Origin of the sequence: Stutzerimonas frequens (assembly GCF_024448335.1) — a bacterium.
Classification (GTDB): domain Bacteria; phylum Pseudomonadota; class Gammaproteobacteria; order Pseudomonadales; family Pseudomonadaceae; genus Stutzerimonas; species Stutzerimonas frequens.
Genome location: NZ_JAMOHM010000006.1, coordinates 95,234 through 117,657, shown reverse-complemented (window position 1 = coordinate 117,657; position 22,424 = coordinate 95,234). Strand labels below are relative to the sequence as shown.

Annotated in this window: 20 protein-coding genes; 9 read left to right on the top strand and 11 right to left on the bottom strand. The window is 63.1% G+C overall.

The genetic code is table 11. The features are described from left to right. Window positions 1-57: 57 nt before the first annotated feature. Window positions 58-1,206: a serine hydrolase domain-containing protein gene (locus tag NAO55_RS10630; RefSeq protein WP_102840837.1), complete on the bottom strand. Its 1,149-nt coding sequence runs from the start codon at window positions 1,204-1,206 to the stop codon at window positions 58-60. A gap of 115 nt (window positions 1,207-1,321) precedes the next feature. Continuing rightward, complete coding sequence (gene dinG / locus NAO55_RS10625; protein ID WP_102840836.1) at window positions 1,322-3,466, bottom strand: ATP-dependent DNA helicase DinG; 2,145 nt, start codon at window positions 3,464-3,466, stop codon at window positions 1,322-1,324. An 86-nt stretch (window positions 3,467-3,552) separates the two neighbouring features. On the opposite strand from dinG, the gene NAO55_RS10620 reads away from it, so the two are divergent. Continuing rightward, window positions 3,553-4,017, top strand: coding sequence for a CopD family protein (locus tag NAO55_RS10620; RefSeq protein WP_102840835.1), 465 nt, complete (start codon window positions 3,553-3,555; stop codon window positions 4,015-4,017). A 57-nt stretch (window positions 4,018-4,074) separates the two neighbouring features. On the opposite strand, the gene NAO55_RS20910 is transcribed toward NAO55_RS10620, so the two are convergent. Then, window positions 4,075-4,713: an OmpA family protein gene (locus NAO55_RS20910; RefSeq protein WP_500862664.1), complete on the bottom strand. Its 639-nt coding sequence runs from the start codon at window positions 4,711-4,713 to the stop codon at window positions 4,075-4,077. 131 nt (window positions 4,714-4,844) lie between these two features. Between NAO55_RS20910 and NAO55_RS10610 the strand changes: the two genes are divergently transcribed. Both NAO55_RS10610 and NAO55_RS10605 read left to right on the top strand, forming a co-directional pair. Further along, window positions 4,845-5,345: a DUF6231 family protein gene (locus tag NAO55_RS10610; protein WP_081253791.1), complete on the top strand. Its 501-nt coding sequence runs from the start codon at window positions 4,845-4,847 to the stop codon at window positions 5,343-5,345. A gap of 1 nt (window position 5,346) precedes the next feature. Then, a complete protein-coding gene (locus NAO55_RS10605; RefSeq protein ID WP_102840833.1) occupies window positions 5,347-5,832 on the top strand; it encodes a YchJ family protein in 486 nt (161 codons plus the stop codon). Window positions 5,833-5,891: 59 nt separating this feature from the next. Here NAO55_RS10605 and fpr read toward each other — a convergent pair whose 3' ends face one another. Continuing rightward, complete coding sequence (fpr, locus tag NAO55_RS10600; protein ID WP_019407133.1) at window positions 5,892-6,668, bottom strand: ferredoxin-NADP reductase; 777 nt, start codon at window positions 6,666-6,668, stop codon at window positions 5,892-5,894. Window positions 6,669-6,781: 113 nt separating this feature from the next. Between fpr and NAO55_RS10595 the strand changes: the two genes are divergently transcribed. Then, a complete protein-coding gene (locus NAO55_RS10595; RefSeq protein ID WP_063543739.1) occupies window positions 6,782-7,708 on the top strand; it encodes a LysR family transcriptional regulator in 927 nt (308 codons plus the stop codon). Window positions 7,709-7,726: 18 nt separating this feature from the next. Here NAO55_RS10595 and erdR read toward each other — a convergent pair whose 3' ends face one another. Continuing rightward, window positions 7,727-8,377, bottom strand: a complete 651-nt coding sequence (gene erdR, locus NAO55_RS10590; RefSeq protein ID WP_063543737.1) for a response regulator transcription factor ErdR — start codon at window positions 8,375-8,377, stop codon at window positions 7,727-7,729. Between the two features lie 247 nt (window positions 8,378-8,624). Between erdR and NAO55_RS10585 the strand changes: the two genes are divergently transcribed. Then, window positions 8,625-9,524 (top strand): DMT family transporter, encoded by a 900-nt coding sequence (locus NAO55_RS10585; protein ID WP_063543735.1) that lies wholly within the window; start codon window positions 8,625-8,627, stop codon window positions 9,522-9,524. Here the strand turns inward: NAO55_RS10585 and NAO55_RS10580 are convergent. Continuing rightward, the gene (locus NAO55_RS10580) at window positions 9,519-10,229 is read right to left on the bottom strand and encodes a tRNA-uridine aminocarboxypropyltransferase (protein ID WP_102840832.1); all 711 of its coding nucleotides are present in this window, start codon (window positions 10,227-10,229) and stop codon (window positions 9,519-9,521) included. The genes NAO55_RS10585 and NAO55_RS10580 overlap by 6 nt on opposite strands. 124 nt (window positions 10,230-10,353) lie before the next feature. On the opposite strand from NAO55_RS10580, the gene NAO55_RS10575 reads away from it, so the two are divergent. After that, a complete protein-coding gene (locus tag NAO55_RS10575; RefSeq protein WP_102840831.1) occupies window positions 10,354-10,752 on the top strand; it encodes a PA3611 family quorum-sensing-regulated virulence factor in 399 nt (132 codons plus the stop codon). A 24-nt stretch (window positions 10,753-10,776) separates the two neighbouring features. Here NAO55_RS10575 and NAO55_RS10570 read toward each other — a convergent pair whose 3' ends face one another. Further along, a complete protein-coding gene (locus tag NAO55_RS10570; protein WP_102840830.1) occupies window positions 10,777-13,185 on the bottom strand; it encodes a phosphoketolase family protein in 2,409 nt (802 codons plus the stop codon). Between the two features lie 132 nt (window positions 13,186-13,317). On the opposite strand from NAO55_RS10570, the gene NAO55_RS10565 reads away from it, so the two are divergent. Further along, on the top strand, window positions 13,318-14,727 hold the full coding sequence (locus tag NAO55_RS10565) for an MBL fold metallo-hydrolase RNA specificity domain-containing protein (RefSeq protein ID WP_102840829.1): 1,410 nt from the start codon (window positions 13,318-13,320) through the stop codon (window positions 14,725-14,727). Window positions 14,728-14,833: 106 nt separating this feature from the next. Next, on the top strand, window positions 14,834-15,925 hold the full coding sequence (locus NAO55_RS10560; RefSeq protein WP_102840828.1) for an LOG family protein: 1,092 nt from the start codon (window positions 14,834-14,836) through the stop codon (window positions 15,923-15,925). Between the two features lie 71 nt (window positions 15,926-15,996). Here the strand turns inward: NAO55_RS10560 and recX are convergent, their stop codons facing one another. The 4 genes from recX to NAO55_RS10540 all read right to left on the bottom strand — a co-directional run bounded on the left by recX (window position 15,997) and on the right by NAO55_RS10540 (window position 19,313). Further along, a complete protein-coding gene (gene recX, locus NAO55_RS10555; RefSeq protein ID WP_063543723.1) occupies window positions 15,997-16,467 on the bottom strand; it encodes a recombination regulator RecX in 471 nt (156 codons plus the stop codon). A 5-nt stretch (window positions 16,468-16,472) separates the two neighbouring features. Further along, on the bottom strand, window positions 16,473-17,516 hold the full coding sequence (gene recA / locus NAO55_RS10550) for a recombinase RecA (RefSeq protein WP_102840827.1): 1,044 nt from the start codon (window positions 17,514-17,516) through the stop codon (window positions 16,473-16,475). An 83-nt stretch (window positions 17,517-17,599) separates the two neighbouring features. Beyond that, a complete protein-coding gene (locus NAO55_RS10545) occupies window positions 17,600-18,097 on the bottom strand; it encodes a CinA family protein (protein WP_102840826.1) in 498 nt (165 codons plus the stop codon). A gap of 103 nt (window positions 18,098-18,200) precedes the next feature. Then, window positions 18,201-19,313 carry an acyltransferase family protein gene (locus tag NAO55_RS10540; protein WP_102840825.1) on the bottom strand — a complete coding sequence of 371 codons (1,113 nt, stop codon included), beginning with the start codon at window positions 19,311-19,313 and terminating at the stop codon, window positions 18,201-18,203. A gap of 456 nt (window positions 19,314-19,769) precedes the next feature. Here NAO55_RS10540 and mutS point away from each other — a divergent pair, with 456 nt between their 5' ends. Beyond that, window positions 19,770-22,349, top strand: coding sequence for a DNA mismatch repair protein MutS (gene mutS, locus NAO55_RS10535; protein ID WP_102840824.1), 2,580 nt, complete (start codon window positions 19,770-19,772; stop codon window positions 22,347-22,349). Window positions 22,350-22,424 lie beyond the last annotated feature (75 nt).

Genomic DNA, 22,424 nt, shown 5'->3' with positions numbered 1-22,424 from the left:
ATTGTGGACGCAAGTCCCTCTTTTGGAAAGCCTGCCTGACCAGAAGTGACGAGTGGTTCAACCCAAGCAAACTACAACGCTGCGAGCCAGAGACTGCGCGCGCGGATCCATCAGCACATAGGGCCCAAGCGTGTTGGTTACGAACCCGAACGCCAGTTCGCGTTCCGGATCGGCGAACCCGACGCTACCGCCCGCCCCGGGGTGGCCGAACGCCCTTGGGCCCATACCGAACGTGGCGTTGGCCAGATCAGGCTGATCGAGCCAACAGCCCAGCCCGAACCGGGTCTGCGCTAGCAGGACGCGATCTACCCCAATGCTCTGCTCGCGGGTCATTTCGGCCAGCAGCGCGCGATCCAACAACTTGCCCTGCAGCAAGCCGGTATAGAACCCGGCCAGCGACCGTGCATTGCCGTGGCCATTGGCCGCCGGCTGGGCCATGCGTCGCCACTCGGGCTTGTTACCGCTGCTCATGATGGATGGCGGATTATTGAAAGCACGAGCGCTGACAGAGTCAGGTTGCGTCATCAGCGCCTTGAACAATCGCTGTGCAGCCGCATCGCCGAAGTCGTTCTTGAAGCGCGTCAGATAAGCGACCCGATGCGCTTCACCGTCATTTAGGCCGACATGAAAGTCAAGGTCGAGAGGCCGTGCCGTGCGCCGGACGATCGATTCGCCTGGCCCGCAGCCATCGACACGACGCAACAGTTCCCCGACCAGCCAGCCATAGGTCATTGCGGCGTAGCCCTGGTCAGTGCCTGGAACCCACCAGGGCTCCTCGGCAGCGAGGGCACCGGCCATGGCGGCCCAGTCGTACAGAGCCTCCGGCGGCATCGACTGGCGTATCGCCGGTAGCCCGGCCCGATGACAGAGCAGCTGGCGCAGTGTGATCGCGGCCTTGCCGCCGACCGCGAACTCGGGCCAGATCCGTGCGACCGGGTCATCCAGCTCCAACTTGCCTTCCTCTACCAGTTGCAGCAACGCGACTGCCGAGAAGGTCTTGGTGCAGGAGAACAGATTGACCAGCGTATCGCTGTGCCAGACCTGCTCACCCTGATTGTCCGCTGCACCGGCCCACAGATCGACGACCGTCTCGCCGCCAATCTGCACGCAGAGCGCGGCGCCGCGCTGCTGGGTGCCATCGAACAATGCGGCGAACGCATCGCGTACCGCTTCGAAACGAAGATCGAAGAATCCCTGAACCTGCACGCTGTCACCTCTCGAATCCGAAGTCCGCCATTCTGGCAACCGCATCGGGCCAGGAAAACCTCACGACGCCACGCTGATGCCTGCTCATCGCAGCCGCTTATCCCGCGCCGGCTGGCTAGCCGATCTCACGCCGAAACGGCGGCAGCGCATTGAGAATTGCCTTGCCGTAGCGCTGGGTCACCACCCGCCTGTCCAACAGGGTGATAGCACCGCGATCCGCCTCGGTGCGCAGCAGCCGACCACACGCTTGCACCAGCCGCAGCGAGGCATCCGGCACTGCAATCTCCATGAAAGGGTTACCGCCACGCGCTTCGATCCATTCGGCCAACGCAGCCTCGACCGGATCGTCCGGCACGGCGAACGGGATCTTGGCGATCACCACGTGCTCGCAATAGGCACCGGGCAGATCGACCCCCTCGGCAAAGCTGGCCAACCCGAAGAGCACACTCGACTCGCCATCGCCCACTCGCGCCTTGTGCTTGTTCAGCGTCTCTTGTTTCGACAGGTTGCCTTGAATGAGCACCCGGCGGCGCCAGTCACGCTCCAGGCCATCGAACACGTCCTGCATCTGCCGGCGTGAGGAGAACAGCACCAGCGTGCCGCGCGATCCCTCGACCAGCTGCGGCAACTCGCGAACGATGGCCGCAGTGTGCGCGGCGGCATCACGTGGGTCGGCTTTGAGATCAGGGACGCGGAGCACTCCGGCGTCCGCGTGATGGAACGGGCTCGGAACCACCGCGGTTACCGCAGCCTTGGGCAGGCCGGCGCGCATCCGATACCGGTCGAAGCTGTTCAACGCCGTCAACGTCGCGGAAGTCACCAGAGCACCGAAGGCGACGTTCCAGAGGTTGCGGCGCAGCGTTTCGGCCGCCAGGATCGGGCTGGCGTTGACCTCGATATCGAACAGCGCGCCGCCTTCGGCCAACGTCAGCCAGCGCGCCATCGGCGGGCTGTCTTCCGGGTCCTCGACGGTAAAGGCCGTCCACAGATCCCAGTTGCCCTGCGAGCGCGTCAGCAGGCTGCCGAACAGCGGGTACCACTCCTCGGCCTGGTGGCTGGCGATGCCGCTGCCGGTCTCACCATCCATCGCTTCCTTGAGCAGTTCGGCGATGCGAGTGAAGAGATCGGTCAGCTTGGCGAAGCCTTTCTTCAATTCGGTGCCAAGTTCGACCAGGTGCTCCGGCACCACGCCACCGACGAAACGGTGTCGCGGCCGCTCGCGTCCCTCCATGTCCTCCCCGGCCTTGAAGTCGGCCACCTGCTCGCAGGCGCTGAACATGAACTGCTGCTGGGTACGCAACTCCCGGGCGATCTCCGGAATGCCTTCGACCAGGCGCCCCAGCTCGCCCGGTAGCGGATGCTGGGCGAGCAGCTTGGTCAGGTTCTTTTCCACCTGTCCCAGCCAGTCGGCCGTCGAGCGCAGCCGGGTGAAATGTGCGAAGTGGCCGATGGCCTTGTCAGGCAGGTGATGGCCCTCGTCGAACACGTAGAGGGTGTCGCGAGGATCGGGTAGCACGGCTCCGCCGCCGAGCGCAAGGTCGGCCAGTACCATGTCGTGGTTGGTGACGATGACATCCACCTTGGTCATGCCCTCGCGCGCCTTGTAGAAGGCACACTGCTGGAAGTTGGGGCAATGTCGCCCGGTGCACTGGCTGTGATCAGTGGTCAGTTGTGACCAGTCCGCATCGCCCAGCTCTTCCGGCCAGCTGTCCCGATCGCCGTCCCAGCGATTGCCGGCCAGCTTTTCGATCATGCTGGTGAATAACTTCTGGCTGCGCTCGTCGACCTCGATGCGAAAGCCTTCCTCTTCGAACAGCTGCGCGGTGGCGCTCTGCGCCTGGCCTTCCTGCAGCAGCATGTCCAGCTTGGACAGGCACAGATAGCGCCCCCGCCCCTTGGCCAGGGCGAAGCTGAAATTGAGTCCGCTGTTGCGCATCAGATCGGGCAGATCCTTGTGCACGATCTGCTCCTGCAGCGCGACGGTCGCGGTGGCGATCACCAATCGCTTGCCGGCAGCCTTAGCCGTGGGAATCGCGGCCAGGCTATAGGCGACGGTTTTGCCCGTACCGGTACCCGCCTCGACCGCGACGACCGCCGGCTCGCTGCTACGCCGACCTTCATCGTCGACCTTGACGGTGCCCAGCACCTTGGCCACTTCGGCGATCATCAGGCGCTGGCCATAACGGGCCTTGAGCCCCTTGGCTTCGAGGAAACGAGTGTAGGCGCCCTGGATCTGGGACTTGAGTTCGGTGCTGAGCATGGGCGCGGAGCTGTATATATTTTCAGTACTTCGATCGGGCGGCTATGATAGCGCGCGTTCGCTCAACCGCCACCGGAGATTTGCCCATGACGCCTTTCGCCATGCTCTACGCACTGCACGTACTCGCCGCGACAATGTGGGTCGGCGGCATGTTCTTCGCCTGGATGGTGCTGCGACCAGCGGCTGTGGCGGTGCTGCAGGCACCAGAGCGGCTGCGGCTATGGGCCGATGTATTCCGCCGCTTCTTCGTCTGGGTATGGGTCGCGGTGCTGGTGCTGCCGATCAGCGGCATCGGCATGTGGCACATGCGATTCGGCCCGCTGGAGAGCGCGCCGCGCTATGTGCACATCATGGCGGGGCTGTATCTGGTGATGCTGGCGCTGTTCCTGCGCATCCAGCTGCTGCAACTACCTGCGCTCAAAAGGGCCATCGAAGGCGAGCAATGGCCAGCGGGTGGCGCTGCGCTGGGAAAGATTCGCCGACTGGTGGGCGTCAACCTGATCCTGGGCCTGCTGGTGATTGCCCTGGCCAGCGCGCGCCCGCTCTTCTGACTGCACAAAAAAACAGCCGGGCGCGGGGCCCGGCTGGAACATTGCTTACCCGACCAATCAGGGACGCGCTTCGACCTCGGCTTCCACGCGACGGTTGATCGCACGGCCGTCCTCGGTGGAGTTGTCGGCGACCGGGCGAGACTCGCCATAACCGACTGCATTTACGCGATTGCCCTCGACACCGAGTTCATCCACCAGCACGTTGCGCACGGCGTTGGCACGACGCTCGGAAAGACGCTGATTGTAGGCGTCGGTGCCGACCGAGTCGGTATGGCCTTCCAGTACGGTAGTGGTCTGGCCATACTCCTTCATGAAATCGGCCAGGTTCTGTATGTCGCTGTAGCTGTCCGGCTTGACCACAGCGCGGTCGAAGTCGAACTTGACGTCCAGCTCGACGCGCACCGGCGCAGCAGCGGGCTCCGGTTCAGGCTGGGTCTGCGGCATCGGCTCGACCGTTTCAACGACCGCCACGGTTTCCTCTTCCATGCCGTTGGCCCAACAATAGGCCGCTGCGACGCCACCACCGATCAGCGCACCCCAACCGGCGTAGCTGCTGCTTTCGATGGCCCCCAGCGCGGCACCGGTCACACCACCTACGGCTGCACAGGTCGGCCAGTCCTGCTTCTGCACGCCTGCACAACCTGCCAGGAACGTGGTCATGACAATAACGGGTACTGCTGTCCGTAATGTACTCATCGATCAAACCTCCAGTATGGACATTCAGCCAGAATCGCCACGTATGGGAATCCAGGCGGCTCCGGTTACTTTCAGACTAGGCCGACAAACGGCACCGCGCTAGTCTTCACCTTTGAAACGAGGATTCTCTGTTGAGCGAAAACCCTGTACCGCTGCACACACCGCAGCAAGCGCTTGCGGCAATGCTCGACCACTACGTTCCAACGCGCGTGTTGCTCGTGGGGCGCAGCGATCAACCTGCTCTGACTGCCTACACCGAATGCCATCCGGAGTGCCAGCTTGATCGCGCCGATCCCGCACCGCTGCCTGAAGATCTGGCCAGCCAGCGCTACGACCTGGCTATATTCGTCGACTGCCTCGAACACCTCTCCAAGCGTAACGGCCTGGAGCTGCTCGGCAGCATCCGCAATCTGAATACCAGCCGGATGGCGGTACTCGTCGATCTCGACGCATGCGAATGGCTGACTACGGACTTCTATGCACTGGCACTGCAGGTCAGTGAACGCTTCCGGCGCGACGAACAGACCTTGACGCTATTCACATACGACCTACTGCAATACAAGCAGGTTCCGGACTGGCTCAATGCCAGGTTCTGGGCCAATCCTGAAATGTTCGGCAAGTACTGGTGGTGACATGAGCGAACCGCGTCCAACCGACCTTAACTGCCCTTGCGGCAGCGGTGATGCCCTCGCCGAATGCTGCGGGCGCTATCACGCCGGCGTGGCTGCGCCGAGCGCCGAGCTACTGATGCGCTCGCGCTACAGTGCTTATGTATTGGGGCTGGTGGACCATCTACAGGCCACTACGCTACCTGCACAGCAGGCTGCGCTGGATGTGGAAGGGATGCGTCGCTGGAGCCTGGAGAGCACTTGGCTGGGGCTGGAGGTGAACGAGAGCAGCGTGCTGGGCGGCAAGCCCGAGCACGCCCTGGTGACCTTCACCGCGCGCTGGCACGACCAGAGCGGCGAACATGCCCACCAGGAGCGCTCGGCTTTCGTCCAGCGCGACGGGCGCTGGTACTTCATCGACCCGACGGTACCGCTCAAGGAAGGTCGCAACGATCCCTGCCCCTGCGGCAGCGGTCTGAAATTCAAGAAATGTTGTGCGGCTTATCTCTAGACCGCGTCTAACCCTTCCCTGGCGCCGCTGAGCAATTGCAGCGGCACCGGTTTCGATGGTTATTTCTCGACGAAGGCTCGCTCGATCAGGTAGTGCCCCGGATCGCCCATGCGCGGCGAGACCTTCAGGCCGAAGCTGTCCAGCACCTGGCTGGTTTCGTCCAACATACTCGGACTGCCGCAGATCATGGCGCGATCGTCCTCGGGATTGATTGGCGGCAGGCCGATGTCGCTGAACAGCTTGCCGCTGCGCATCAGATCAGTCAGGCGGCCCTGGTTCTCGAACGGCTCACGGGTCACGGTCGGGTAGTAGATCAGCTTGTCCTTCACCGCTTCGCCGAAGAACTCGTTTTGCGGCAGGTGTTCGGTGATGAACTCGCGGTAGGCGACTTCATTGACGTAGCGAACGCCGTGCACCAATACGACCTTCTCGAACCGCTCGTAGGTCTCCGGATCCTGGATCACGCTCATGAACGGCGCCAGGCCGGTGCCCGTGCTGAGCAGATAGAGGTGCTTGCCGGGCAACAGGTCGTCCAGGACCAGCGTGCCGGTCGGCTTGCGGCTGATCATGATCGAATCGCCTTCCTGCAGATGCTGCAGCCGGGAGGTCAACGGGCCGTCCTGCACCTTGATGCTGAAGAACTCCAGGTATTCTTCGTAGTTCGGGCTGGCAATGCTGTAGGCCCGCATCAGCGGGCGGCCCTCGACCTCCAGGCCGATCATGACGAACTGACCGTTCTCGAAGCGCAGGCCTGCGTTGCGCGTGGTCTTGAAGCTGAACAGCGTGTCGTTCCAATGATGCACACTGAGAACGCGCTCTACGTTCAGATTGCTCATGCTACGGCTTCCTCATTGTGTCGCGACGGACATCGTTACGTGGCGCCAGTGTAACGACGGCCGCTATATTCGTTAAACAGATAATCAAGATATATGTTATCGGTTATATAGATATGCATTTTACGCTCCGCCAGATCGAAGTGTTCGCCGCCATCGCACGCCAGGAAAGCGTGTCGAGGGCTGCCGAAAGTCTGTCGTTGTCACAGTCGGCCACCAGCACCTCGCTGGCGGAATTCGAACGCCAGTCGGGCTGCCAACTCTTCGACCGCGCCGGTAAACGCCTGTGTCTCAATGCACTTGGCCAGCAACTCTTGCCACAGGCTGTCGCCCTGCTCGACCAGGCACGCGCGATCGAGGACCTGCTAAACGGCAAGAGCGGGTTCGGCTCGCTGGCGGTCGGAGCAACACTGACCATCGGCAACTATCTCGCCACGCTGCTGATCGGCAACTTCATGCAGCGCCACCCGGAATGCCGGGTCAAATTGCACGTCCATAACACCGCGCATATCGTGCATCAGATCGCGCAACACGAACTTGACCTTGGTCTGATCGAGGGTGACTGCCAGCATCCCGAACTGGAAGTCCAGCCGTGGATCGAGGACGAACTGGTAGTGTTCTGCGCGCCGCAGCACCCGCTGGCGAAGCGCGAGGTGGTGGACCTCGACGAGCTGTCCAGGGAAGCGTGGATTCTTCGAGAACAAGGGTCGGGAACGCGCATGACGTTCGAGCAGGCAGTGCGCCACCGGCCTGGGAAGCTGAATGTGCGACTCGAACTGGAACATACCGAGGCAATCAAGCGCGCCGTAGAATCGGGCCTCGGCATCGGTTGTATCTCGCGGCTGGCGTTACGCGATGCCTTTCGCCGCGGCAGCCTGGTTCCAATCGTCACACCGGCGCTCGATCTGCGACGCCAGTTTTATTTCATCTGGCACTCGCACAAATACCAGACAGCCGCGATGCTCGAGTTCGTCGAGCAATGTCGGGCGCTGACCTCCGGTATTCGCCGCAGCGATCAGATACAGCTGCCGCCGATCGCCTGAAGCGCCGGTGCAGCTGGCTCAGCTGGTGGGAATGGACCCCATCTGCTGCAGCAGCAACGCTGCCTGGGTCCGGGTGCGCACGCCGAGCTTACGGAAGATCGCGGTGACATGGGCCTTGATGGTCGCCTCGGACACGTTCAGCTCATAGGCGATCTGCTTGTTCAGCAAACCATCGCAAACCATGGTCAACACGCGGAACTGCTGCGGCGTCAGGCTGGCCAAGCCGGCGCTGGCGGCTTTGGCTTCGTCACTGACATTGGCTACGTCCTGAATATTGCTCGGCCACCACACGTCACCATCGAGAACGGCCCGCACCGCCTCCTGGATGGTTTCAAGCGAACTGGACTTTGGAATGAAACCGCTGGCGCCGAACTCCCGCGAGCGCGCAACGACCGCTGCATCTTCCTGCGCTGAGATCATGACGACCGGAAGGTGCGGATACTGCCCCCTCAGCAGCACCAAGCCGGAGAATCCGTATGCTCCCGGCATGTTCAGATCCAGCAGCACCAGATCCCAGTCGGCGCTCTGGGTCAGAAAACCTTCCAGCTCGGCGATGCTGGCCGCCTCTACCAAATGGACATTCTCACCCAACCCCATGGTCAGGGCTTGCTGGAGGGCACTACGAAACAACGGGTGATCATCGGCGATGATTATTTGGTAAGCAGCCATTGGCAGACCTGTAATTTTTATTGGCGCTTTTTCATCGGCTTGAGCAGCCGATGCCGACAAGATGACGGCAAAGACCCGAGAAGTCGCCCCGGGGACGGTCCGATGTGAATATTCTGGACGGGCTGGCGAAAAATATCGGCCGCCCGTCGCGACAAATCAAGCGGCGCAAGCATGCCCACCCAGGAATAAGTGGTCAAGCGCAACGCTTTGTAGCAAAGTCTGCGGCTTTCTTCGAACGAGCCGAAACATGCGTAGCCAAGCCCTCCGTGCCGATTTCCTGATGTTGATCACCGCGATGATCTGGGGCACCGCCTTCGTTGCGCAGCGCATCGGCATGGACAATATAGGCCCGTTCCTTTTTACCGGGCTGCGCTTCGCCCTCGGCGCCCTCGCACTGCTCCCGCTGGTGATCCACCAGGGACGGACGGCGGCCCGGCATGAGCCTTTTCTGCAGCGCGGCCTGTTGCTGGGCGGCATGAGCATGGGCCTGGCGCTGACGGTGGGGATCAATCTGCAGCAGGTTGGGCTGCTGTTCACCAGTGTGACCAACTCGGGATTCATCACCGGGCTCTACGTCATCGTCGTGCCACTGCTGGGCCTGGCCCTTGGCCACAAGACCGGCCTCGGAACCTGGCTCGGCGCCTTCCTGGCGGTCGCCGGCATGGCCTTGCTTAGCATAGGTGAAGACTTCACTGTAGCCTCCGGCGACTGGATTCAGCTCGCTGGCGCCTTCGTCTGGGGCGTGCACGTACTGCTGGTCAGCTTCTTCGTCAGCCGTCACGACGCCATCCGCCTCGCATTCCTGCAATTCGCGACCTGCGCGCTGGTCAGCCTCCTGCTGGCGCTGGTGTTCGAAGAGATCGATCCCGCGAACATCTGGCTCGCCGGCCCTGCCCTTCTTTATGGCGGGCTCTTCGCAGTGGCGGTCGGCTACACGCTGCAGGTGGTCGCCCAGAAACATGCGATCGCCAGTCACGCGGCGATCATTCTTTCGCTCGAAGCGGTGTTCGCGGCCATCGCAGGGGCGCTGTTCCTCGATGAAAGCCTGACATTGCGCGGCTATCTCGGCTGCGTATTGATGTTCATCGGCATGCTGGCGGCTCAGCTATGGCCGCGCAGGCCCGAGCCGGCCGGCCAGACCTCATGACCGTTGCGTCAGTACCTGATGTGCGGCGTTCTGCAGATCCGGCGCGCGATGGTACTTGGCCCCAAGGTAATGCTCGGTGAATACATCGAGCCAGGCATCCAGCGTGGTCGCCGCCCCTGCATCGCCTGCCAGCTCCAGACAGAGTGCAGCGACCTCGGCGGTGCACAGGTGATCGCCGCGCTTCGAGCGTCGCAGTCGGTACCGTGACAACGCCTCGGACTGCAGGCTCAACACCGGCAGCCCGTCGAGATAAGGACTCTTGCGGAACATCTTGCGGGCCTCGGTCCAGGTCGCATCGAGCAGAATGAACAGGGGACGCTTGCCAGGCAGCCGCTCGACCTGCTCGACCACCCGGTCCGATGTCGCATACTCGCCCGGAAAGACCACCACGGGCTGCCACCTGGGGTCAGCGAGCAGCGCCACGAGCCGCGGATCGGCCCCTGTGCGCTGCCAGGTGAATGCAAAGGTGTCGGCCACCACATCGGCGATCAGCCAGCCTGTATTGCTTGGCTTCAGCGGCTCGATGTCGTGCATCAGCAGACAGACACCGCATTGGCTGGAGGCCCGCGGCAGCCAAGCACACAGACAGTGACTATGCGGTACGCGGCAGCGCGTGCAGCGCGGTGCGCGCGAACCACGGGCAACGAACGGCTTGAGGCTTCTCGCCAGGCGCTCCTCGCGCAGGCGGGCTACGGCATGGGGCATCGATCGACTCGGGCAGATAACGAAGCCTGCCAGTCTACCAGCCCGCGCCGCAAAGGCCGCAGGACCGGGAATGAACCGTGCCTCGGCCGACCGGTCGAAATAGCGCAGCCATAAGGAGACCGCCATGTACCGCCTGACCGCCCTGCTCGCTCTGAGCATCGCATTTCCCGTTGCTCACGCCGCTTCGCTGCAGGAGCAGCAGCTCAGTCAATTGCTCGATCAGGTTGCCCGCCAGAGCAGCGTAGGCACGCCTCGCGCGATCAACGAGGACATCCTCGACCAGGGCTATACCGTGGAAAACAATGTCCTGGTCAACCATCTCAGCGTCCAGCCACGACACGCCGCGCAGATGCGCGACAACCCCGCCGACGTACGTAGCCAACTGGCCGCCAGCGTCTGCGGGAATGAAGGGTTGCGCAAGTTGATGAGCCAAGGTGCCGAGCTGCGTTACGACTTCAGCGAATACCAGAGCAACAAGCCCATCACCAGCGAGCGCTACACGGCCGCAGACTGCGGCCTGTAGTCGCTGGCGGGGCCTTGGGTGAACTTATCCGCGCAGTATCTGCGGATCACCCTTGCCAGCCACCGCCGCAGCCTCCTCTCGGGTCAGCAGGGCTGTGCGCGGCACGTTGCGCAGGCGCGCGCAAGCAGCGAGCACGTTGGCCCAGCTGGCGCGGTTGGCGAATTGCATGCCGAACTCATCCAGCGTGCCGCCACGATTGCGATAACCGAGCGCCGAGCATTTGCGCGCATCAGGCAGGATGGGCCATAGGTGTCCACGTGCCACTTCTGGCCGCATGTGCGTCAGCAGCACGCGCATTTCCATCGAATCGGGGAACAGCTGCGCCACCACACCATCGCTGGCGCGCGCCTCGACCTCCCAATGATCGCGCGGCCCGCGGAAGCGCCCCGGCTCCTGCAGGTATACCAATCGATAGGCACAGTCGGCTTCCTTGAGCCGCTGGGCAGCGCGGAGCATTTCGCCCAGTTGGTAGCTGCCATTGGCGATCAGCAGCAGCGGTTCGTTACCCGCGACTTCCTCCACCACGATGGCACCGTCGCGCGCCAGCTGCTCGGCCTGGGCACGATCGAAGTAGCACGGTCTGTCACGCTTGGGCATGACCAGACAGGCCAGCTCGCCACGCGCCTGGTAGATCGACGGGAGCAACGCCAGGGCGCTGTTGTGATCGGCCGGAAACAGCACGCGGACCATGTCGCTCATCTCGCCGAGCAGGGCCTCGCAGAAAGTCGTGTCCTGGTGTGATTGTTGGTTCTTGCCGTTCTCCCAGGTGTGCGAAGTAGCTATCAGGGGCCAGCCGAGCCAGCCAGCCGGCCGGCCTATCTCCTTCTGCTGGCGCGAGAAGATGATGCTCTGGCGCACCACGCCAAGCATCTTCACGCAAAAGGCTTCGTAGCTGGCAACCAGATTCAGCCCGCCCTGATTGGCAAGGCACGCTGACACCACGGCTTCTTCGTTAAGTGCGGTAATGATGGCGCCATCGATTGCTTCCAGCTCGCTTTCCGGCTCGATCACGCGGTGCTTGAGCGCCTTGAGCACGCCCCCGAGGCGATTGCTCGCCAGCTCATCCGGATTGCCGACCCGAGGCCGCAATGCCGGGTTGGCCTCGGTCAGTTCGACGAAGAAGCGATCGACCGCAGCCATCGGCGAGCAGGCATCGTCTCGGTAGCTGAGTTTCGGCATGACCGGCGCTGGCGGCCGGCGCGCCGCCAGTGGATTGTCCCGCTCGAGCACCCGGCCCTGGCGGCTGCGAACGAACAACTCCAGAGCGTCATCGAGATCCTGCTGCGCAACGAAGAGGCGCGCCGCATGTTCGTTGAACAGTTCGCGCGAAGTTTCGTCCAGGCGTGGATTATCCGGCAGCGGCAGGTTATGAGCGGCATTGCTCCCTGCACCGTAAAAGCCAAAGCCTTTGACCGTCTCGGCGATACCGTATGGCATCGGCAGCGGATAGTTGAGGATACCCCGCTCCTTCTCCTCCACACGGCGCTGCAGGCGCAACTCCATTTCCCAGAGGGTCGCGACGAAGGCGGCCGGATCGCGGCCGTCGAACGGCATCGGATCGAAGCCGCACTGACTCAGATGCTGGCGAAAATCCTCAAGGCCCTGCTGCGTCCCCAGCGCCGTACGCTGTTCGATGCGCCTGCCATTGGCGATCATCACCGGCAGTGCTATTCCACAGTCCTCGGCTCGCCACCAGCGTGGTATCCAGTCGCTTCCGCGTTGCTCCTCGGCCGCACCATCGGAAAGAAACGCCACCAGCGTCTCACCCGGCAGCGGCATATGCGCATATTGCAGTTCGGCGAAGCCCAGGTAGCCCCCTTCGGCAATGCCTCCCGCGGTGTGCGGATTGACATGGCTGCCCAGCGGCGCGAGCGGGCTGCCATCGGCCGCCTGACGGTAGCCGTAGAAATCCTGCAGCAGACGATTGATGCCCTTCTCGCCGTCGCCGTAGGCCTGCGTCTGCTCTGGGTGCAAGTTGCCTGTCAACAAATTGAGCGCGTCGACAGCCGCCACGCAATGGCCCTGCCCCATCAGCCAGGCACGCGTGCGGCCGGTCAGGGCATTGAGCGCCAGGTAACCGGCGTAGGCCGGCACCATGTTCAACGCCCCGCCGGTATGGCCTTCGGGGTTTCGCTTGAAGTCGTCGGCAGCTAATGGCGTGCCATCCAGATTCGCCTTCTGCGCATAGGTCATGTGGACCACCAGCCAGAGCCCGGCGCTGGCGACTCGATCGACGGCCTGCAGCAACCGGTACACGCTGGCCAGATCCGGCTGGTGCCCGGCCTGTACCAGCTGGTGGGCCAGACGGAACACCGCCGCCTGGGTCTGCGCGGCATGCTCGAACGGACCGAAGCCACCACGCCAGGTGGCGAACTCCGGTTCGGCTTGCGCGTGTTGATCCAGCTCGACGAGGCTGGGCAGTAGCTGACTCATGGGTTCACTCCGTTGGTAAGCGGGATGTGCTGTAGTCTAGGCAGGGCTCGTTTCGCTATCTCTGATATGTATCAAGTGGTCACGGCAGCCGAGCGAGCACAGTGGACATCATCGTATAGACAGGAAGGCAGCATGGCTTTGCTCAGTTTTCTCGGTGCCATTCAACAGGTGACCGGCTCTTGCTATCTCATTGAGACCCACGACGGCGTAAGGGTTCTGCTCGAATGCGGCATGCACCAGGGCCGTCGCGAGGAAGAAAGCGATAATCGCGGGCCGTTCGCATTCGACCCCAAGAGCTTGCATGCCGTCGTGCTTTCGCATGCGCATATCGACCACAGCGGCCTGCTGCCCCGACTCGTGGCGCAGGGCTACCGAGGCCCTGTGCATTGCACCGACGCCACGGCCGAGCTGGTCGAACTCATGCTGCTGGACTCTGCTCAGATCCAGGAAAAGGACACCGAGTGGGAAAACAAGTGGCGGGCACGCATCGGCAAACCGATGATCCAGCCGCTGTACACCCGTGAAGACGCCGAACGGATGCTCGCCCAGCGCAACCCCCATGCCTATGGCGAGACGTTCGAAGCCGCCCCTGGCGTCGCGGTGACCTTCCACGACGCCGGGCATATTCTCGGATCAGCCATCGTGCAGATGGATGTGCGCGATCACGGCAGAACCCGTCGCCTGGTGTTCTCGGGTGACCTCGGGAACACCTGCTCGCCGTTGATGCACGCGCCTGCCGTGCTCAAGGAAGCCGACGTCGTGCTCATGGAGTCGACGTACGGCGACCGTGACCATCGCAGTCACGAAGCGACCATCGAAGAGCTGGCCGCCATCCTGCAAGAAGCGCATCGCGATGGTGGCAACGTACTGATGCCCTCGTTTGCAGTCGGCCGCACCCAGGACCTGATCTACTACCTGGGCCGCTTTTACCGCGAAGGACGGTTGCCCCAGCAGGCGGTATTTCTGGACAGCCCAATGGCGATCAGAGCCAACGCCATTTACGCGCACTACAAGGATCAGCTGGATCTCAACGGCCTCGATTCGTCCATGAGCGGTGTCAGTGGCAAGCTCTACGCCGAACGCTGGTTGCCGATTTTGAAATCGACGCCGACCCCTGAGGAATCCATGGCGATCAACCGCTTCAAGAGCGGCGTGATCATCATTGCCGGCAGTGGCATGTGCACCGGCGGGCGCATCCTGCATCACTTCAAGCACAACCTATGGCGCGGCGAGTGTCACCTGGTGATTCCAGGGTTCCAGGCGCGCGGCACGCTTGGCCGCGTGATCGTCGACGGCGCCAAGAGCGTCAAGTTGCTTCATCAGCGCATCGCGGTGAATGCCAAAGTACATACCCTCGGCGGATTTTCCGCCCACGCCGGACAATCCGAATTGATCGACTGGGTGAGCAACTTTGAAAATCGCCCGGAACTCTACCTGGTGCACGGCGAGCTGGAGAAGATGCTGATCCTGCAACGGACCATCCGTGACCGCCTCGGCTGGGAGGCACGGATACCGGAACCCGGCGACCGCATCGCACTCTGAAACGCAGCAGGGCGGGCCGCCGGCGGCCCGGCCTGCCAGCAATCAGCTTGAGCCTGCCGAGTGCACCCTATAGCCTGAACGCGACGCTCATACATGGAGATGTTGTATGTCCTTTGAACCGGATGACTACCTGTCGCGACACTTCCAGACCAGCGGCGCCGATCTGGAAAGCAAGCTCGACGAGCTGGCCGGAATGGTGGTTCCCGCCAACAGCCCGAACCTACCGCTGTACCGAGAAATGCTGGTGACCGTCGTTCGCATGGCGCAGGCCGACCGCAGCCGTTGGGATGCCAAGATCCTGCTGCAGACCATGCGCGAGATGGAGCATGCCTTCGGTCGCCTCGACCAGTTCAAGCGTCGCCGCAAGGTCACGGTATTCGGCTCAGCGCGCACACCGGTCGAACATCCGCTCTACGCTCTGGCACGTCAGCTGGGCGCGACGCTCGCTCACTTCAACTTCATGGTCATAACCGGCGCCGGTGGCGGCATCATGGCGGCGGCCCATGAAGGCGCCGGGCGCGACAACAGCCTGGGCCTGAACATCACACTGCCCTTCGAACAGCATCCGAACGCAGTGGTTGGCGGCACCGAGAATCTGCTGTCGTTCCATTTCTTCTTCGTCCGCAAGCTGTTCTTCATCAAGGAGGCCGATGCCCTGGTGCTCTGCCCGGGGGGGTTCGGCACGCTGGACGAGGCACTTGAAGTGCTCACTCTGATTCAGACTGGCAAGAGTCCACTGGTGCCGATCGTACTGCTCGACGAACCGGGCGGCACTTACTGGAAGGATGCGTTGCGGTTCATGCGCAGCCAGCTGGAGGAGAATCGCTACATCCTTCCCAGCGACATGCGGCTGATGCGGCTGGTGGAAAACGCCGACGAGGCGGCGAAGGAGATCGCCAATTTCTACCGCAACTTCCACTCCAGTCGCTGGCTGAAAGAGCACTTCGTGTTGCGAATGAACCATCCGCTCAATCAACAGGCAATGGAATACCTGAACGAGGAGTTCGCCGACCTGTGCGTGAATGGAGGCTTCGAACAGCAGAACTGCTGCGAGCTGGAACTGGACGAACCGGAACTGCAGCGCCTGCCGCGTCTGAGCTTCGCCTTCAACGGGCGCAACCACGGTCGACTGCGGGAGCTCACCGACTATATCAACGAGCCCGGCAACTGGGCGCGTCCGCTAGTCAGCGAGGATTGAGGAACAACGGTGCAACCGAAACGCCGCAAGGCAAGCGCTGAAGCGCAACGACGTGACGTTTGCCGAGCGCGTTAGCAGTCAGCCGAGCTGCCACCTCGCAACAATCGGCTGATCAGCTCCAGGGGATAGCCACGATAACTGAGAAAACGGCCCTGTTTGGCGCGCTCTCGCGCATCGGCGGGCAGGCGGCCGGCGAATTTTCGCTGCCATAACTCACGCAACTGCGCATTCCAGTCGAACCCACTGTCACGCAGAGCCTGCTCGATATCCGCTCTGGGCAGCCCGCGCTGAGCGAGCTCTTCGCGGATGCGCAACGGCCCGTAGCCGGCATTGGCCCGGCTTCTGACAAAGCTTTCGAGATAACGGGACTCGGACAGCAGGCCCTGTTCGCAGAGACGATCCAGAGCCTGCTCAATCAGATCAGGCGGGGCGCCACGCTGGCGCAACTTGCGGGCCAGCTCGACACGACCGTGTTCGCGGCGAGCCAGCAGGTCCATCGCAGCCCGCCGCACCGCGACGGGATTATCGAGCACGGCGGCCATGCGGATCAGAGGTCGGCGTCAACCAGGTCTTCGCTGACCGCGTTCGCCTTGCTGCCACCGGAAACCACGAGCAGCTTGTCGCGGATCTGCTGCTCGATCTCGCGGCCGATCTCCGGATTGTCTTCCAGAAACTTGGCGGCGTTGGCCTTGCCCTGGCCGATCTTGTTGCCCTTGTAGGCGTACCAGGCACCGGACTTCTCCACCAGCCCCTGCTGCACGCCGAGGTCGATGATCTCGCCGTTGCGGTAGATACCCTTGCCATAGAGGATCTGGAACTCGGCCTGGCGGAACGGCGGGGCCACCTTGTTCTTCACCACCTTGACGCGGGTTTCGCTGCCGACCACCTCGTCGCCTTCCTTCACCGCGCCGGTACGGCGGATATCCAGACGAACCGAGGCGTAGAATTTCAGCGCGTTACCGCCGGTGGTGGTTTCCGGGCTGCCGAACATCACGCCGATCTTCATGCGGATCTGGTTGATGAAAATGACCAGGCAGTTGGCGTTCTTGATGTTACCGGTGATCTTGCGCAGCGCCTGGGACATCAGGCGGGCCTGCAGGCCGACGTGGGCATCGCCCATCTCGCCTTCGATCTCGGCCTTGGGCACCAGCGCGGCCACGGAGTCGACGATGATCACGTCGACCGCATTGGAGCGCACCAGCATGTCGGTGATTTCCAGGGCCTGCTCGCCGGTATCCGGCTGCGAAACCAGCAGGTCGTCGACGTTGACGCCCAGCTTGCCGGCGTAGTCCGGGTCCAGTGCGTGTTCGGCGTCGACGAAGGCGCAGGTGGCACCCATCTTCTGCGCCTCGGCGATCACAGAGAGGGTCATGGTGGTCTTGCCGGACGATTCGGGACCATAGATCTCGACGATTCGACCCTTCGGCAGGCCGCCAATGCCCAGCGCGATATCCAGGCCCAGCGAGCCTGTGGAGATGGCCGGAATCGCCTGACGATCGTGATCGCCCATGCGCATCACTGCGCCCTTGCCGAACTGCTTTTCAATCTGGCCCAGGGCTGCAGCCAAGGCGCGCTTCTTGTTCTCGTCCATCGAATCCTCACTTGATCAAGAGGGCCGGAGGCCACAACAACTGTATAAGTAGCCAGTATTAGAACATAGGCGATTTTGCTCGCCTAGTCCCGAAGCGGTTTTTCTCCGAGCGCCAGCGCGAGCAATCCATGCAGCGCAGCGGCCACCGTCTGCTCGCGCACCGATTGCCGATTTCCGCTGAACAGCTGGCGATCGACATACAACCGGGAGCCATCGGCCCAGGCGATCCAGACAGTGCCCACCGGCTTTTCCGGCGAACCACCACCGGGACCGGCGATCCCACTGACCGCGACGGCAAAGCGCGCGCCGCTGCGCTCCTGAGCGCCACGCACCATGGCCTGCACCACCTCGGCACTGACCGCGCCGACCTGCTCGAACAATGCCGTCGGCACGCCCAACTGAAGCGTCTTCTGCGCATTCGAATAAGTGACGTAACCGGCCTCGAACCAGGCCGAACTACCTGCAACGCGGGTAATGGCCTCGGCAATGCCACCGCCGGTACAGGACTCCGCCGTAGTGACCTGGGCATGCTGGCGCTGTAGCGCATCGCCCAGCCGTGTGGCCAGTTCAGTAAGATCCATCGAGGCTCCGGCAGGCTTGGAAAACTGGCCGATACCCTACACCAGCGCGAGATGAAGATCAGCCCGACAGGTTTATCCAGGGGCGAACGGTTGCACCGGCTCGTCACGCATCCTGACGTACCGGCAGCGTGACGCTCGCACCCAGCCGCCCTGCACGCCTGTGCACTACCTTGTCGCCATACCGCTGGATAGGATCGGCAAGGGTTCGCTTGACGAAAAAGGCGAACAGCACCAGCACGCCCAGCAACAGCGCCATGTATAGCGGGCCAGGCACGGTGAGCGCCGCAGGGCCGTACCCGAGGCGCTCGGCGAGAGCGAATAACGACGGATGCGACAGGAACACGACGTAGCCGATCCCACCGAGCGGGGCAAGCCAGCGCAGCCAGGCACCGGTGGCACGAGTGGCGCTCAGGAAGATCGCAACGCCCACGCTGTAACTGACGAAGTAGCGGTACCAGGTCTCGCCCAAGCCGGTGTCACGCGAATAGGCAAACACGCAGATCGGTAGCAGGAACAGGTAGAACAATGCCACCGCGAGACGGGCGTAACGCCCGGTATCGGGCGCACGGCCATTGTCCGTTGCCCGCCATAGCGCACCGAGAAAGCAGACGCTGAGCATCAGAGGCAAAGCCACCGGCAGCTTCACCTCGAGCTTGTAGCGCAGCACGGCGAGCAGCAGCGTGAATGCGTATTGAGCGAGCAGAAACGCCAGATCCCACTTCGCCGAGCCGCCCAGGCGCAAGGCGAACAACAGGACACACAAAACATAGAAGGTCAGCTCGATCTGCAAGGTCCAGTACAGCCCGATCACGTTCTCCACGAACACGAAGCCCTGCAGCATCGTCGCGTTGATCGCGACCACCCCCGGACTGAACACCCTCGCGGGATCGTCCCAGGGAAACATCACCCCGAGAAACAGCGAAAGCCAGTACAGGGGAAACAGCCTGAAGAAACGCTGGTAGGCGAACGCCGCTATCGGTCGCTCATAACGACTACGACTCTGATACAGCGCCGCGACGATGAAGTAGCCGCTCAGCGCGAACAGCACCAGAACACTGGTCTTGCCGACATCCAGCACGGTCTTGCTGGCGAGGAAGAGGTAGTTGCTCATCTCGTCCAGCTGACCATCACGTTTCATCTTCGCAATGAGGTGGGAATAGGCGACGCACAAGGCCGCCACGCCGCGCAGGGCATCGAGCCCGAGTAATCGAGACATGTCTGCTGCTCACTTTTGATCAGAAGGGAGCGTCGCCAGCGCTACGGCGGCACGAACTGACGCGAGGGATTGGTGCCCGCGGACGGCGACAGGCTGGTCGGCACAAGGCCGTAGGACGAATGCCGGGTGTGGCAAGGGCAAGCTACCGCCACAGGCGGAGTGGCCTGGGAGGTCGCGCGAGCAGTGAGGCGTCGGCACCTTGTTGCAGCACCCGCCGGGTGGCGGCCCCAGTGCTCGACAGGTTCGAAACTAGCGGCAGATTCGCCTCGAATCAACGTGTTCCGTCCAGCTACCGACAGATGACGCGCCGCGCTCGCCAATCGGTTGCTGACGTGCATCTGCCTGGGCCCCGCCCCGTGATAACCTTGCCGGTTTTCGGCGGAACCGCGCAATGCGCGCGGCGCCACGCATGCGCCGCCACCGATTCCGCCATCAACGAATACGCACCGCACGACGATGACCAAGTCCAACGCCGATCTCTCCGCCCATACCCCCATGATGCAACAGTACTGGAAGCTCAAGCGTGAGCATCCGGACCAGCTGATGTTCTACCGCATGGGCGACTTCTATGAGCTGTTCTACGACGACGCCAAGAAAGCCGCCGCGCTGCTCGACATCACCCTGACTGCGCGCGGTCAGTCGGCGGGCACGGCGATACCCATGGCCGGCATTCCGTTCCACTCCGCCGAGGGCTACCTGGCGCGGCTGGTCAAGCTCGGCGAATCGGTGGTGATCTGCGAGCAGATCGGCGACCCGGCCACCAGCAAGGGACCGGTGGAACGCCAGGTGGTACGCATCATCACGCCGGGCACGGTGAGCGACGAAGCGCTGCTCGACGAGCGCCGCGACAACCTGCTGGCGGCGGTAGTCGGCGACGAGAAGCTGTTCGGCCTGTCCGTGCTGGATATCGCCAGCGGCCGTTTCAGCGTGCAGGAACTCAAGGGCTGGGAGACCCTGCTCGCCGAACTGGAGCGCCTGAGCCCAGCAGAATTGCTGATCCCCGACGATTGGCCACAGGGCCTGCCGCTGGAGAAACGCCGCGGTGTGCGCCGTCGCGCGCCCTGGGATTTCGATCGAGACTCGGCCTTCAAGAGCCTCTGCCAGCAGTTCTCCACCCAGGACCTCAAGGGCTTCGGCTGCGAGAGCCTGACCCTGGCGATCGGTGCCGCCGGCTGCCTGCTGGCCTACGCCAAGGAAACCCAGCGCACCGCCCTGCCCCACCTGCGCAGCCTGCGTCACGAGCGCCTCGACGACACGGTGATCCTCGACGGTGCCAGCCGACGCAATCTGGAGCTGGACGTCAACCTGGCCGGCGGCCGTGACAACACTCTGCAATCGGTCATGGACCGCTGCCAGACCGCCATGGGCTCGCGCCTGCTGACCCGCTGGCTGAATCGCCCGCTGCGCAACCGCGAGACTCTCGAGGCGCGTCAGGACTCGATCACCTGCCTGCTCGAGCATTACCGCTTCGAACAGCTGCAGCCGCAGCTCAAGGACATCGGAGACCTGGAACGCATCCTCGCCCGGATTGGCCTGCGCAACGCCCGTCCGCGCGATCTGGCGCGCCTGCGCGACGCGCTCGCTGCGCTACCACAGCTGCAGGCGGGCATGCAGGACCTGGTGGCACCGCATCTGCTCGAACTGGCGAAAAGCATCAGCACCTACCCGGAACTGGCCGAACTGCTGGCCCGCGCCATCATCGACAACCCGCCCGCGGTGATCCGCGACGGCGGCGTACTCAAGACCGGCTACGACGCCGAGCTGGATGAGCTACAGTCGCTTTCCGAGAACGCCGGCCAGTACCTGATGGACCTGGAAACCCGCGAGAAGGCCCGTACTGGCCTCGCCAACCTCAAGGTCGGCTACAACCGCGTGCACGGCTACTTCATCGAGCTGCCGAGCAAACAGGCCGAATCGGCGCCGGCCGACTACATCCGCCGGCAGACGCTCAAGGGCGCCGAGCGCTTCATCACCCCTGAGCTCAAGGAGTTCGAGGACAAGGCGCTGTCGGCCAAGAGCCGCGCCCTCGCCCGCGAGAAGCTGCTCTACGACGAACTGCTGGAACTGCTCATCGGCCATCTGCCGCCCCTGCAGGAAAGCGCTGCCGCCCTGGCCGAACTAGACGTGCTGAGCAATCTCGCCGAGCGCGCGCTCAATCTCGATCTGAATCGCCCGCGCTTCGTCGAGCAGCCGTGCATGCGCATCGAGCAGGGTCGCCACCCGGTGGTCGAGCAAGTATTGGAGACGCCGTTCGTGGCCAACGACCTTGGCCTCGACGATGCCACCCGCATGCTGGTCATCACCGGGCCGAACATGGGCGGTAAATCGACCTACATGCGCCAGACTGCGCTGATCGTGCTGCTGGCACAGATCGGCAGCTTCGTCCCGGCTGCGGCTTGCGAGCTGTCGTTGGTGGACCGCATCTTCACCCGCATCGGCTCTTCCGACGATCTCGCCGGCGGGCGCTCCACCTTCATGGTGGAAATGAGCGAAACCGCGAATATCCTGCACAACGCCAGTGATCGCAGTCTGGTACTGATGGACGAAGTCGGTCGCGGCACCAGCACCTTCGATGGCCTTTCATTGGCGTGGGCCGCTGCCGAACACCTGGCCAAGCTGCGCGCCTTCACCCTGTTCGCCACCCACTACTTCGAGCTGACTGTGCTGCCGGAAAGCGAGCCAGTGGTGGCCAACGTGCACCTCTCCGCTACCGAGCACAACGAGCGCATCGTCTTCCTGCACCATGTGCTGCCCGGCCCGGCCAGCCAGAGCTATGGCCTGGCGGTGGCGCAGCTGGCCGGCGTGCCGGGCGAGGTCATCCAGCGTGCACGCGACCATCTGTCGCGGCTGGAAACCACCAGCCTGCCCCACGAAGCGCCGAGAATGGCACCCGGCCAGCCGGCACCACCGATGCAGAGCGACCTGTTCGCCAGCCTGCCGCATCCGGTGCTCGAGGAATTGGGACGGATCAATCCCGATGATGTGACGCCGCGCCAGGCGCTGGAGCTGCTATACAGCTTGAAATCACGCATTTGATGTGCCGCGAAAGCTGCTAGAATCGCGCGCATTTTTTTGATAGCGGCATCTGCCTGTGCCGCCTACTCGCAGGGG

What these genes read in the sequence shown, in the direction of transcription:
- dinG (WP_102840836.1), bottom strand. Translation starts at nt 3,466, where the DNA reads ATGCTCAGCACCGAACTCAAGTCCCAGATCCAGGGCGCCTACACTCGT.
- NAO55_RS10620 (WP_102840835.1), top strand. Translation starts at nt 3,553, where the DNA reads ATGACGCCTTTCGCCATGCTCTACGCACTGCACGTACTCGCCGCGACA.
- NAO55_RS20910 (WP_500862664.1), bottom strand. Translation starts at nt 4,713, where the DNA reads ATGAGTACATTACGGACAGCAGTACCCGTTATTGTCATGACCACGTTC.
- NAO55_RS10605 (WP_102840833.1), top strand. Translation starts at nt 5,347, where the DNA reads ATGAGCGAACCGCGTCCAACCGACCTTAACTGCCCTTGCGGCAGCGGT.
- fpr (WP_019407133.1), bottom strand. Translation starts at nt 6,668, where the DNA reads ATGAGCAATCTGAACGTAGAGCGCGTTCTCAGTGTGCATCATTGGAAC.
- NAO55_RS10595 (WP_063543739.1), top strand. Translation starts at nt 6,782, where the DNA reads ATGCATTTTACGCTCCGCCAGATCGAAGTGTTCGCCGCCATCGCACGC.
- erdR (WP_063543737.1), bottom strand. Translation starts at nt 8,377, where the DNA reads ATGGCTGCTTACCAAATAATCATCGCCGATGATCACCCGTTGTTTCGT.
- NAO55_RS10585 (WP_063543735.1), top strand. Translation starts at nt 8,625, where the DNA reads ATGCGTAGCCAAGCCCTCCGTGCCGATTTCCTGATGTTGATCACCGCG.
- NAO55_RS10580 (WP_102840832.1), bottom strand. Translation starts at nt 10,229, where the DNA reads ATGCCCCATGCCGTAGCCCGCCTGCGCGAGGAGCGCCTGGCGAGAAGC.
- NAO55_RS10575 (WP_102840831.1), top strand. Translation starts at nt 10,354, where the DNA reads ATGTACCGCCTGACCGCCCTGCTCGCTCTGAGCATCGCATTTCCCGTT.
- NAO55_RS10570 (WP_102840830.1), bottom strand. Translation starts at nt 13,185, where the DNA reads ATGAGTCAGCTACTGCCCAGCCTCGTCGAGCTGGATCAACACGCGCAA.
- NAO55_RS10565 (WP_102840829.1), top strand. Translation starts at nt 13,318, where the DNA reads ATGGCTTTGCTCAGTTTTCTCGGTGCCATTCAACAGGTGACCGGCTCT.
- NAO55_RS10560 (WP_102840828.1), top strand. Translation starts at nt 14,834, where the DNA reads ATGTCCTTTGAACCGGATGACTACCTGTCGCGACACTTCCAGACCAGC.
- recX (WP_063543723.1), bottom strand. Translation starts at nt 16,467, where the DNA reads ATGGCCGCCGTGCTCGATAATCCCGTCGCGGTGCGGCGGGCTGCGATG.
- recA (WP_102840827.1), bottom strand. Translation starts at nt 17,516, where the DNA reads ATGGACGAGAACAAGAAGCGCGCCTTGGCTGCAGCCCTGGGCCAGATT.
- NAO55_RS10545 (WP_102840826.1), bottom strand. Translation starts at nt 18,097, where the DNA reads ATGGATCTTACTGAACTGGCCACACGGCTGGGCGATGCGCTACAGCGC.
- NAO55_RS10540 (WP_102840825.1), bottom strand. Translation starts at nt 19,313, where the DNA reads ATGTCTCGATTACTCGGGCTCGATGCCCTGCGCGGCGTGGCGGCCTTG.
- mutS (WP_102840824.1), top strand. Translation starts at nt 19,770, where the DNA reads ATGACCAAGTCCAACGCCGATCTCTCCGCCCATACCCCCATGATGCAA.